The 12,350-nt window shown below is 63.1% G+C and carries 11 protein-coding genes; 1 reads left to right on the forward strand and 10 read right to left on the reverse strand.

What is annotated here, in order from left to right; all coding sequences use genetic code 11:
* Positions 1-83: 83 nt before the first annotated feature.
* A complete protein-coding gene (gene lpdA / locus NJG22_RS03885; RefSeq protein WP_253092721.1) occupies positions 84-1,484 on the forward strand; it encodes a dihydrolipoyl dehydrogenase in 1,401 nt (466 codons plus the stop codon).
* Between the two features lie 68 nt (positions 1,485-1,552).
* On the opposite strand, the gene hcnC is transcribed toward lpdA, so the two are convergent.
* From hcnC to atpG, 10 genes are all read right to left on the reverse strand, one after another.
* Positions 1,553-2,803, reverse strand: a complete 1,251-nt coding sequence (hcnC, locus tag NJG22_RS03890) for a cyanide-forming glycine dehydrogenase subunit HcnC (protein WP_253092723.1) — start codon at positions 2,801-2,803, stop codon at positions 1,553-1,555.
* Positions 2,804-2,805: 2 nt separating this feature from the next.
* A complete protein-coding gene (gene hcnB, locus NJG22_RS03895; protein WP_253092726.1) occupies positions 2,806-4,200 on the reverse strand; it encodes a cyanide-forming glycine dehydrogenase subunit HcnB in 1,395 nt (464 codons plus the stop codon).
* The gene (gene hcnA / locus NJG22_RS03900; RefSeq protein WP_253092728.1) at positions 4,197-4,511 is read right to left on the reverse strand and encodes a cyanide-forming glycine dehydrogenase subunit HcnA; all 315 of its coding nucleotides are present in this window, start codon (positions 4,509-4,511) and stop codon (positions 4,197-4,199) included. Before hcnA ends, hcnB begins: the two co-directional genes overlap by 4 nt.
* Before the next feature lie 134 nt (positions 4,512-4,645).
* Complete coding sequence (locus NJG22_RS03905; protein ID WP_253092730.1) at positions 4,646-5,107, reverse strand: hypothetical protein; 462 nt, start codon at positions 5,105-5,107, stop codon at positions 4,646-4,648.
* An 86-nt stretch (positions 5,108-5,193) separates the two neighbouring features.
* Entirely contained in the window at positions 5,194-7,029 is a 1,836-nt protein-coding gene (gene glmS / locus NJG22_RS03910; protein WP_253092732.1) for a glutamine--fructose-6-phosphate transaminase (isomerizing), read from the reverse strand.
* Positions 7,030-7,041: 12 nt separating this feature from the next.
* Positions 7,042-7,809 carry a DeoR family transcriptional regulator gene (locus tag NJG22_RS03915; protein ID WP_253092734.1) on the reverse strand — a complete coding sequence of 256 codons (768 nt, stop codon included), beginning with the start codon at positions 7,807-7,809 and terminating at the stop codon, positions 7,042-7,044.
* Between the two features lie 310 nt (positions 7,810-8,119).
* On the reverse strand, positions 8,120-9,487 hold the full coding sequence (gene glmU / locus NJG22_RS03920; protein ID WP_253092736.1) for a bifunctional UDP-N-acetylglucosamine diphosphorylase/glucosamine-1-phosphate N-acetyltransferase GlmU: 1,368 nt from the start codon (positions 9,485-9,487) through the stop codon (positions 8,120-8,122).
* 124 nt (positions 9,488-9,611) lie between these two features.
* Positions 9,612-10,031 (reverse strand): F0F1 ATP synthase subunit epsilon, encoded by a 420-nt coding sequence (locus NJG22_RS03925; RefSeq protein WP_011536500.1) that lies wholly within the window; start codon positions 10,029-10,031, stop codon positions 9,612-9,614.
* A 44-nt stretch (positions 10,032-10,075) separates the two neighbouring features.
* Positions 10,076-11,452 carry a F0F1 ATP synthase subunit beta gene (atpD, locus tag NJG22_RS03930; protein ID WP_028690019.1) on the reverse strand — a complete coding sequence of 459 codons (1,377 nt, stop codon included), beginning with the start codon at positions 11,450-11,452 and terminating at the stop codon, positions 10,076-10,078.
* Positions 11,453-11,479: 27 nt separating this feature from the next.
* Positions 11,480-12,340, reverse strand: coding sequence for a F0F1 ATP synthase subunit gamma (gene atpG / locus NJG22_RS03935; protein WP_028690020.1), 861 nt, complete (start codon positions 12,338-12,340; stop codon positions 11,480-11,482).
* Between the last annotated feature and the right edge of the window lie 10 nt (positions 12,341-12,350).

Here is a 12,350-nt window from a genome sequence, read left to right on the forward strand (position 1 = left end):
AAATCAACAGATTGTATACAATCTGCCGATCGCGGATTAACCTTGTGCCCTCTTCGCTTCCTCACACTCTCGGAGTAAAACCCATGAAATCCTATGACGTGGTGATCATCGGCGGCGGCCCCGGCGGCTACAACGCGGCGATTCGTGCCGGCCAGCTGGGCCTGAGCGTGGCCTGCGTCGAGGGGCGTGCTACCCTCGGCGGCACCTGCCTGAACGTCGGCTGCATGCCGTCCAAGGCACTGCTGCACGCCTCCGAGCTGTATGAGGCCGCCAGCGGCGAGGAATTCGCCCACCTGGGGATCGAGGTCAAGCCGACCCTCAACCTGGCCCAGATGATGAAACAGAAAGACCAAAGCGTGACCGGCCTGACCAAGGGCATCGAGTACCTGTTGCGCAAGAACAAGGTCGACTGGGTCAAGGGCTGGGGCCGTCTGGACGGCGTCGGCAAGGTTATCGTCAAGGCCGAGGATGGCAGCGAAACCACCCTGCAGGCCAAGGACATCGTCATCGCCACCGGCTCCGAGCCCACGCCTCTGCCGGGGGTAACCATCGATAACCAGCGCATCATCGACTCCACCGGCGCCCTGTCGTTGCCGCAGGTGCCCAAGCACCTGATCGTGATCGGTGCCGGCGTGATCGGCCTGGAGCTGGGTTCGGTCTGGCGGCGCTTGGGCGCCGAGGTAACGGTGATCGAGTACCTGGACCGCATCTGCCCAGGCACCGACGAGGAAACCGCCAAGACCCTGCAGAAGGCCCTGGCCAAGCAAGGCATGACCTTCAAGCTGGGCAGCAAGGTGACCCAGGCCACGGCCTCGGCCGATGGCGTCAGCCTGACCCTGGAGCCAGCCGCCGGTGGCACCGCCGAAACCTTGCAAGCCGACTACGTGCTGGTGGCCATCGGTCGCCGCCCGTACACCCAGGGCTTGAACCTGGAAAGCGTCGGGCTGGCCACCGACAAGCGCGGCATGCTCGCCAACGACCATCACCGCAGCACGGTGCCCGGGATCTGGGTGATCGGCGACGTCACCTCCGGCCCGATGCTGGCGCACAAGGCCGAGGATGAAGCGGTGTCGTGCATCGAGCGCATCGCCGGCAAGCCCCACGAGGTCAACTACAACCTCATCCCGGGCGTCATCTACACCCGCCCGGAACTGGCCAGCGTCGGCAAGACCGAAGAGCAGCTCAAGGCCGAGGGCCGCGCCTACAAGGTCGGCAAGTTCCCCTTCAGCGCCAACAGCCGGGCGAAGATCAACCACGAGACCGAAGGCTTCGCCAAGGTCATCGCCGATGCCACGACCGATGAAGTGCTGGGCGTGCACCTGGTCGGCCCGAGCGTGAGCGAGATGATCGGTGAGTTCTGCGTGGCCATGGAGTTCTCGGCCTCGGCCGAGGACATCGCCCTCACCTGCCACCCGCACCCGACCCGCTCCGAGGCCTTGCGCCAGGCGGCAATGAATGTGGATGGCAAGGCGATGCAGATCTGAGCCAAGGCCTCGCACCCCGGTGGCCCTCTACCGCGGTGCTTGTTTCGCCAGCAAGGCTGGCGGTCCTGTCAGCCGTGGGCTTGCTGTTTATCCACAGTTTCACGGAAGCGCGACGCCAGGAACGGCGTGATATCCAGCGGCAACGCCTCATTGTGGACAACTTTATCGAGCAACACCCCGGTAATTGCCGAGGTGAGGATGCCGGTACGGAAATGTCCACAGGCGTTGAAATAACCCTCGACATTATCCACAGGCCCAAGGATCGGCAGCTCGTCCGGCGAACCCGGGCGCAAGCCGGCCCAGGTGCGCTTCAGGTTCACCTGCGCCAGCTGCGGCACACAACGGATCGCGCCCTGCACCAGGCCATTGATCTCCGGGAAGGTGTTGCTGACGTCGAAGCCCTTCTCCTCGGTGGTGCTGCCGATCAGGATCTCGCCGTTGTCCTTCTGCGCCATGTAGCAATCGCTGGTGGTGATGCAGCCATCGAGCAGCTTGGGCAGGCGCTCGGTCAGCACGATCTGGCCTTTCACCGGTTTTACCGGGATGCTCTGCCCGGTGGCCCATTCGCTCAGTTCCGCCGCCCAGGCGCCAGCGGCATTGATCAGTGTCTGACAGTGGAACTCGCCGGCCTCGGCGGTACGCACGCCCTTGATCCGCGAACCCTCATGCAGCACGCCGGTGATGTTCACGTTGGGATACAGGTCGACACCGTTCTGCCGCGCCGCCTCCATATAGGCATCGCCCAGGCGGAACGGGCTGACCTGGTGATCGCAGAGGAACTCCAGCGCGCCATTGGCCTTGAGGGTCACCGCCGGCTCCGATGCGCGTAGCGCATCACGGTCGAGCCAGCGCACCTGGTCGGCCAGGTGCGGGATCTGCTTGACGATATGCTCGGCGTACAGCTGGTCCTCTTCGTCCTGGATGATGTACTTCAGGCCGGTGCGCTCGAACTTGAAGTCCATGCCGTGGCGCTCGATCAGCTCCTGGTGCAGCTGTGGATAAATCGCGTTGGACTGCAAGGCGAAGTCGAAGAAGCATTCCGGCAGGATGTGCGGGGTGCTCGAGTCGACCACCACCGCCGCGCCGTTGGCCTCGCGCTTGCTGCGCGAAGACATCATGCGAAAGAAGATCACCCCGCAACCCAACCCCACCGATTCGCCGATCGCCCACAGCCCGCCGGCCGAGGCGCGGGTGGCATTGCCTGGGCGCTTGCAGTCGATCAGGGCGATCTTCAGGTTGCCGCGCTTGGACAGTTGGTAGGCGCAGGACGCGCCGATCACGCCACCGCCGGCAATGATGATGTCGTAGGTCTTGTTCATGCTCAGGCCTCCGTGCCCAGTTGTTCGAATGCGGAAAACGGAATCGGGTCGACCGGGAAACGCGGACGCAGCCAGCCCACGTCCTTGCGCCCAGTGCTGCTGCGCAAGCGATCGCTGCAGTAGCCGACGCACATGCGGCCCTGGCAGTCGCCCATGCTCACCCGGGTGCGCATCTTCAGGCTGGCCATGTCCTCGACGCCCTGCTCCAGGGCCAGGTCGATCTGCTCGCGGGTGACATGCTCGCACCGGCAGATCACCGTGTCGGCCTGCGGCAGCTCGATCTGCGCGGCGCCGCGGGCGGTGTAGCGCTCCACCCCGGAGCGGAAGCGCTTGATCGCCGCCAGCTTGCCCAGGTAGCGCTCACGCAGTTCGATGGCCTGCTCGGCATCAAGCTTGCCCATTTGCTGGAGCATCGATACCGCAGCGATTCGCCCGGTGAGCATCGCTGCCTCACCCCCGCGAATCCCGGCCATGTCGCCGGCCAGGTGGATGTTCGGCCGGCTGCTCTGCTGCCAGACGTTGCATTCGGCACGCAGGTAGCCGTCTTCGCTGAAACCATGTTCCAGGCCCAGCTGCTGGCTGAGCTGGGTTCGCGGAATGAAGCCATAGCCAACCGCCAGGGTACGCACCTGCTCGCGCTGGACGCGGGACATGTCCGGTTTCCAGTCCTGGGTGTAGGGCGCGACGCTGACCTCTTGCAGCTCATCCTCGCCGGTGGCGCCCACCACGCCCCAGCCGTAGTGCATGGGGATGCCGTTGAGCTTCATGTAGGCAAGCATGCTCAGGCCATCGAGGAACAGCTGCGGCTTGTTCATCAGCGCCAGGCTTTCCTTGGCGATGCGGTTGAACGAGCAGGCTTCGTACACCCCGGCGACCTTGGCGCCAGCGGCGTGCAGCTGGCAGGCCACCAGCGGCAGCAGCGGCCCGGTACCGGCAATCAAGGTGCTGCCCAGCGGCTTGACCACGCCGCTCTTGATCTGCAACTGCAGGCCACCGAGCAGGATCACCCCAGGCAGGGTCCAGCCGGGGAACGGCACGTTGCGTTCGTGACAACCGGCGGCCAGCAGCAGGTGCGAGTATTCGATCTCGTGCAGGCGCTCGTCGGCGTCTAGCACCATCAGGCGCTGGTCGTCACCACCGACCACCCGGTGGTTCAAACGCAGGTCGACATGCGCGGCACTCGCCGCGAAATCCTCGTGCAGTTTGTTCAGCGCCTTGGTGTAGCGTGGGCCGAGGTAGCCCAGGTCGACACCGGCGCGCAGTGGGCCGCGATAGACCACGCCACCGGGACGGGAAGCCTCGTCGAACAGCAGGCAGTCCACACCATGGTCGGCCAACTCGATGGCCGCGCCCATGCCGGCCGAACCACCGCCGACGATCACTGGACGAAGGCTCATGAATGGGCCTCCTCTTGCACGCGGTTCACCTCGGTCTCGATACGCATGCCGGCCCGCACCACGGTCTGGCAGGCGCGCCGCTTGGGGCGGCCATCGATCTGGACCAGGCAGCAATGGCAGACGCCCATGCCACAGTAGGCACCGCTGAGCTGGCCGTGATCATTGCGCGCCACCTGGCGCAGGCCTACCGCGTTGAGCACGCTGAGGACGGTTTCCCCGGCGCTGGCCACCGTCGGCAAGCCATTGACCAGAAGGGTCATTTCGGCGCCTTCCAATGGCTGGATATCGTGCTTTCGTTGCAGCGTCTGCATTTCCTGTCGTCCTTGATGACTGATGGGTCGGGGGACGTTAGGGCAAACACCGGGGGAAAACATTGATCCATGCCGGATACGGCGTACAGAATTTTCCTATAACGACGAGCTTGCGATGAACATCACGGCGCTCCTCAGCTCGCGCAGACCAGCTTGTCGGGCCGCAGCTCGACGTGGAACAACTCGCCCGCTTCGTCTGCGACATAAAGATGTTTCTGGCGGAGCTTGAACCTGCGCATCGCTTCGAGCGTTTGCGGCTCCTTGCAAGCCAGCTGTTCCAGCTGCTGGCTGGCTCGCTCCTGCATCTTCGCCCGGCGCTCCCACGGCAGGTTGGCGCTCAGGCCAACGTGATAGACATAGAGCAACGTATCCCCCCAGACGAACTCGACCCGCACCAGCTGGGTGACCGCATCGATCTGCCTGGGCAGCGTGCTGTTCTCCTGCAGCACCTGCTCTATCCACTGCGCCTGCTGCTCGGCCCGTTGTTTCTCGGCCTTGAGCGCGTAATAGCGGCCGACCACCATGATTACCAGCGTCGCGCCTATCGACAGGTAGAACTTGCGCAGGCTGCGCGGCCTTTTCGGCGCCAGTTTCATCAACATCTTTATTGCTCATCCTGAGAACGAAAAACCCCCGGCTGACCGGGGGTTGTGATTGATACGGCACAACCACTGCCGCAGTGTTACTCCACCGTCACCGACTTGGCCAGGTTGCGCGGCTGGTCGACGTCGGTGCCCTTGAGTACGGCAACGTAGTACGACAGCAACTGCAGCGGGATGGTGTAGAGGATCGGCGCCAGCGCATCGTTGATGTGCGGGACATTGATCACGTGGGTGCCCTCGCCGTTGCTCATGCCAGCCTGCTCGTCGGCAAACACCACCAGCTCACCGCCGCGGGCGCGGACTTCCTGCAGGTTCGACTTGAGCTTTTCCAGCAGCTCGTTGTTCGGCGCCACGGTGACCACCGGCATATCGCTGTCTACCAGCGCCAGCGGGCCGTGCTTGAGCTCGCCGGCCGGGTAGGCTTCGGCGTGGATATAGGAGATTTCCTTGAGCTTGAGCGCACCTTCCATCGCCACCGGGTATTGCGCGCCGCGGCCGAGGAACAGGGTGTGGTGCTTGTCGGCGAACAGCTCGGCGGTCTTCTCGACCACAGCGTCCATGGCCAGGGCTTCACCCAGGCGGGCCGGCAGGCGGCGCAGTTCGTCCACCAGCTCGGCTTCGACGCCGGCGGCCAGAGTGCCGCGCACCTGGCCAAGGGCCAGGGTCAGCAGCATCAGCGATACCAGCTGGGTGGTGAAGGCCTTGGTCGAGGCCACACCGATCTCCGGGCCGGCCAGGGTCAGCAGGGTCAGGTCGGATTCACGCACCAGCGAGCTGATACCGACGTTGCAGATCGCCAGGCTGCCAAGGAAACCCAGCTCCTTGGCATTGCGCAGGGCCGCCAGGGTGTCGGCGGTTTCGCCCGACTGGGAAATGGAGACGAACAGGGTGTCCGGCTGCACCACCACCTTGCGGTAGCGGAACTCACTGGCCACTTCCACCTGGCAAGGGATGCCGGCCAGGCTTTCGAGCCAGTAACGGGCGACCATGCCGGCGTGGTAGCTGGTGCCACAGGCGACGATCTGCACGTTGCGCACCTTGGCGAACAGCTCGGCGGCATTCGGGCCGAAGGCCTGGACCATCACGTGGTCCTTGCCCAGGCGGCCTTCGAGGGTGCGTTGCACCACGCTCGGTTGCTCGTGGATCTCCTTGAGCATGAAGTGACGGTACACACCCTTGTCAGCGGCTTCGGCGCCTTCATGGTACTGCACGGTCTCGCGCTGCACCGGGCGACCGGCCTGGTCCCAGATGCTGACCTGGTCACGGCGGATCTCGGCGATGTCGCCTTCTTCCAGGTACATGAAGCGGTCGGTGACCTGGCGCAGGGCCAACTGGTCGGAGGCCAGGAAATTCTCACCCAGGCCCAGGCCGATCACCAACGGGCTGCCGCTACGGGCGGCGACCAGGCGGTCTGGCTGGCTGGCGCTGATCACCGCCAGGCCGTAGGCGCCGTGCAGGCGCTTGACCGCGGCCTTGAGCGCGTCGGCCAGGTCCGGGATGCTCTTGAGCAGGTGATGGATCAGGTGGACGATGACCTCGGTGTCGGTCTGCGAACTGAACACGTAGCCCAGGCCCTTGAGCTCTTCACGCAGCGCTTCGTGGTTCTCGATGATGCCGTTGTGCACCACCGCCACTTCCTGGCCGGAGAAATGCGGGTGGGCATTGCCCTCGGTCGGTGCGCCATGGGTCGCCCAACGGGTGTGGGCGATGCCCAGTTGCCCGGCCAGCGGCTCGGCGGCCACAGCAGCCTCCAGCTCGCTGACCTTGCCGATGCGACGGCGGCGCTCAAGCCCGCCCTGCGCGGTCAGCACGGCCAGGCCAGCGCTGTCATAACCGCGGTATTCCAGGCGCTTGAGGCCTTCGATGAGGATGGCTGTGATATTGCGCTCGGCAACGGCACCGACGATTCCACACATATGTTGTTGCTCCTAGCTGATAGCGGCGCAGATAAGGTTGATGCCGCGGGCTTGAATCCGCTCGCGTGCCTCGGCGGGCAGGCGGTCATCGGTAATCAGGGTGTTGACGCTGCCCCAGGGCAGCTCGAGGTTGGGGATCTTGCGGCCGACCTTGTCCGACTCGACCATGACGATCACCTCGCGGGCCACTTCGGCCATGACCCGGCTCAACCCCAGCAGTTCGTTGAAGGTGGTGGTGCCACGCTCCAGGTCGATGCCATCGGCACCGATGAACAGTTGGTCGAAGTCGTATGAGCGTAGTACCTGCTCGGCGACCTGGCCCTGGAACGACTCCGAGTGCGGGTCCCAGGTGCCGCCGGTCATCAGCAGTACCGGCTCGTGCTCTTGTTCGCTGATGGCCCGGGCTACATTGAGCGAGTTGGTCATCACCACCAGGCCTGGCTGGCGCCCGAGCTGCGGGATCATCGCGGCCGTGGTGCTGCCACTGTCGATGATGATGCGCGCGTGTTCGCGGATGCGCCCCACCGCCGCGCGGGCGATGGCCTGCTTGTACAGGGACACCGGCTGGACGTTATCGCCCAGCAGTTCCTGGGGCATGGTCACCGCGCCGCCGTAGCGGCGCAGCAGCAGGCCGTTGGCTTCCAGGGCGGCGAGGTCCTTGCGAATGGTCACTTCGGAAGTTTCGAAACGCTTGGCCAGGGCATCGACGCTCACCTCGCCCTGCTCGTTGAGCAAGGCCAGGATGTTGTGGCGGCGCTGGGGGGTATTACGTTTCGACATTTCGGCTTTAAGTTTCGATTCGAAAGATAAGTGATTCAATCAAAACCTAAGATGAACGATTCGTCAAGCTGCCGCTGTGCTGGGGATAGTTTTTCTCTACCCTGACCCGGTCCCTGTAGGAGCGGCCTTGTGTCGCGATGGGGCGCGCAGCGGCCCCAGGATCTCAGCCCAAAGGCAGAAATAGCGGGGGCCGCTTCGCGGCCCTTTCGCGACACAAGGCCGCTCCTACACAAGGACCACGATACGGCACCCAATAAAAAGCCGGCTTATTCACATAAGCCGGCTTTCGAGCGAAACCGCTGTGGATAACTCAGCTCTTCTTGAGCTTCTCCGGCCGCTTCCAGCCTTCGATATTGCGCTGACGCGCCCGCGCCACGCCCAACTGCCCGGCCTCGACCGTCTGGGTGATGGTCGACCCCGCCGCGGTGGTGGCCCCGGCCTGGATTTGCACAGGCGCCACCAGCGAGTTGTTGGAGCCGATGAACACGTCCTCGCCCATCACCGTACGGAACTTGTTGGCGCCGTCGTAGTTGCAGGTGATGGTGCCAGCACCGATGTTGCTACGCGCGCCGATCTCGGCATCGCCCAGATAGCTCAGGTGACCGGCCTTGGCGCCTTCGCCCAGGTGCGCGTTCTTCAGCTCGACGAAGTTACCCACATGGGCACGGGCCTCGAGCACGCTACCCGGACGCAGGCGCGCGAACGGTCCGGCATCGCTGCCCTCGCCCATCACCGTGCCTTCGATATGGCTATTGGCTTTGATCACCACGCCCTTGCGCAGGGTGCTGTCCTTGATCACGCAGTTCGCGCCGATCTGCACGTCGTCCTCGATGACCACCCGGCCTTCGAGTATCACGTTGATATCGATAAGCACGTCGCGGCCTACGGTCACTTCGCCACGCACATCGAAGCGCGCCGGATCACGCAGGGTCACGCCCTGGGCCATGAGGCGGCGGCCTTCGCGCAGCTGGTAATGGCGCTCGAGCTCGGCCAGCTGGCGGCGGTCGTTGGCGCCCTGCACTTCCATCGGGTCGTGGGGCTGTTCGGTGGCCACCACCAGGCCATCGGCCACGGCCATGGCGATCACATCGGTCAGGTAGTACTCGCCCTGGGCGTTGTTGTTGGACAAGCGCCCCATCCAGTCGGCCAGGCGCGCCGCCGGCATGGCGAGGATGCCGGTGTTGCCTTCCTTGATCGCCTTTTGCGCCTCGCTGGCGTCCTTGTGCTCGACGATCGCCATGACCTGGCCCTGGGCGTCCCGAACGATCCGGCCATAACCGCTGGGGTCGGCCAGGTTCACCGTCAACAGGCCCAGCTGGCTGGCGCTGACCTTGGCCAGCAGGCGCTGCAGGGTTTGCACCTCGATCAACGGCACATCGCCATACAACACCAGCACGGTGTCGGCGGTAATGGCAGGCAGTGCCTGGGCCACGGCATGGCCAGTGCCCAGTTGCTTGTCCTGCATGACGAAATTCAGGTCGTCCGCAGCCAGGCGCTCGCGCACCCGCTCGGCGCCATGGCCAATGACCACATGAATGCCCTTGGGCTGCAGTTGGCGCGCGCTGTGGATGACATGACCGAGCATGGAGTTGCCGGCTACCGGGTGCAGCACCTTGGGCAGCGCCGAGCGCATGCGGGTGCCTTGGCCGGCGGCGAGGATGACGATATCGAGGGACATTGACTGGCTACCAATCCTGAGCGGTCAGGGACGTGACCAAAAAGGGAATTTTTAGAAAAAGAAAAAGGGTAGCCGAGGCTACCCTTTAACTCAATCGCAGCGAAAGTAAGCGGCCAGGGCCGGATTACTTGCCTTTGCGCAATTGCTGGACAGTACGCAGCTGAGCTGCAGCCTCGGCCAGACGTGCGGCAGCAGCACCGTAGTCGAAGTCCGAGCTTTTCGCGTTCAGAGCATTCTCAGCAGCCTTGAGGGCTTCCTGAGCCTGAGCTTCGTCCAGATCGGCAGCGCGCTGCACGGTGTCGGCAAGAACCTTGACCATGTTCGGCTGCACTTCGAGGAAACCACCGGAGATGTAGAACACCTCACGATCGCCACCTTGCTTGGTCAGCGTGATCGGACCAGGCTTGAGATTGGTGATCAGCGGCGCGTGGCCTGGAGCGATACCCAGATCGCCCAGGTTGCCGTGCGCTACTACCATCTCGACCAGGCCGGAAAAGATCTCTCCTTCCGCGCTGACGATATCGCAATGGACTGTCATAGCCATCTGCTTGCCTCAACCTGATTAGCGCCCCTTGCGGGGCGCCGGGATTACAGTTTCTTGGCTTTCTCGATCGCTTCGTCGATGCTGCCGACCATGTAGAACGCTTGTTCTGGCAGGTGGTCGTAGTCACCTTTGAGGATGCCGCTGAAGCCAGCGATGGTGTCCTTGAGCGAAACGTACTTGCCTGGCGAGCCGGTGAAGACTTCGGCCACGAAGAACGGCTGCGACAGGAAGCGCTGGATCTTACGAGCGCGGGCAACCAGTTGCTTGTCGGCTTCGGACAGTTCGTCCATACCCAGGATCGCGATGATGTCCTTCAGCTCTTTGTAGCGCTGCAGAACATACTGAACGCCACGCGCGGTCTCGTAGTGCTCGGTGCCGATCACGTTCGGGTCCAGCTGGCGCGAAGTCGAGTCCAGTGGATCGACCGCTGGGTAGATACCCAGGGAAGCGATGTCACGGGACAGAACGACGGTGGCGTCCAAGTGGGCGAAGGTGGTCGCTGGCGACGGGTCGGTCAGGTCGTCCGCAGGTACGTATACGGCCTGGACGGAGGTGATCGAACCTTCCTTGGTCGAAGTGATACGCTCTTGCAGAACGCCCATCTCTTCGGCCAGGGTCGGCTGGTAGCCTACTGCCGAAGGCATACGGCCCAGCAGTGCGGATACTTCGGTACCGGCCAGGGTGTAACGATAGATGTTGTCGACGAACAGCAGAACGTCGTTACCTTCGTCACGGAACTTCTCAGCCATGGTCAGGCCGGTCAGCGCTACGCGCAGACGGTTTCCTGGTGGCTCGTTCATCTGACCGTAGACCAGCGCTACCTTGTCGAGAACGTTGGAGTCCTTCATCTCGTGGTAGAAGTCGTTACCCTCACGAGTACGCTCACCCACACCAGCGAACACGGAATAACCGCTGTGTTCCATGGCGATGTTACGGATCAGTTCCATCATGTTCACGGTCTTGCCGACGCCGGCACCACCGAACAGACCAACCTTACCACCCTTGGCGAACGGGCAGACCAGGTCGATAACCTTGATGCCGGTTTCCAGCAGGTCGTTGCCGCCTGCCTGGTCCGAGAACGAAGGCGCTGGCTGGTGGATACCGCGACGCTCTTCTTCGCCGATCGGGCCGGCTTCGTCGATCGGGTTGCCCAGGACGTCCATGATACGGCCCAGGGTTGCCTTGCCGACAGGTACCGAGATGGCAGCCTTGGTGTCGACGACATCCAGACCGCGCTTCAGACCTTCGGTCGAGCCCATCGCAATGGTACGAACCACGCCGTCGCCCAGCTGCTGCTGAACTTCCAGGGTGGTTTCCGCGCCTTGTACTTTCAGCGCGTTGTAAACACTCGGCACGGCATCACGTGGGAATTCCACGTCGATGACGGCGCCGATGATTTGAACGATACGTCCGCTACTCATAGCTGGATCCTCTGAATTTTTGAACCGTTAAACCGCGGCAGCGCCGCCGACGATTTCCGAGATCTCCTGGGTGATCGCAGCCTGACGCGCCTTGTTGTAGATCAACTGAAGCTCTTTGATCAAATCACCGGCGTTGTCTGTGGCGTTCTTCATGGCGATCATCCGGGCCGCTTGTTCAGCAGCGTTGTTCTCGACCACCGCCTGGTACACCTGCGACTCCACGTAACGCACCATCAAGCCGTCCAGCAGCTCTTTTGCGTCGGGTTCGTACAGGTAGTCCCAGTGGTGCTTGAGTTCCTGATCCGGGGTTGCCACCAACGGTACCAACTGCTCTACCGTCGGTTTTTGGGTCATGGTGTTGATGAACTTGTTCGAAACCACCGAGAGGCGATCGATACGGCCGTCCAGGTAGGCGTCCAGCATCACTTTGACGGAGCCGATCAGATCATTGATCGATGGCTCTTCGCCCAGGTGGCTGATCGCGGCTACGACGTTGCCGCCAAAGATGCGGAAGAAAGTCGCACCCTTGCTGCCGATCACGCACAGGTCGATTTCAACGCCCTGTTCGCGGTTTTCGTTCATGTCCTTGACCAGGGCCTTGAACAGGTTGGTATTCAAGCCACCGCACAGACCACGGTCACTGCTCACCACGATATAACCGGCGCGCTTTACAGGGCGCTCGATCATGAACGGGTGGCGGTATTCCGGGTTGGCGTTGGCCAGATGACCGATCACCTGGCGGATACGCTCCGCGTAAGGACGGCTAGCAGCCATGCGCATTTGTGCCTTGCGCATCTTGCTGACCGCCACTTTCTCCATGGCGCTGGTAATTTTTTGCGTGCTTTTGATGCTCGCAATCTTACTGCGAATCTCTTTTGCGCCTGCCATGTATCACCTA

The organism is Pseudomonas sp. VA159-2 (assembly GCF_024126635.1).
GTDB classification, from domain to species: Bacteria; Pseudomonadota; Gammaproteobacteria; order Pseudomonadales; family Pseudomonadaceae; genus Aquipseudomonas; species Aquipseudomonas muyukensis.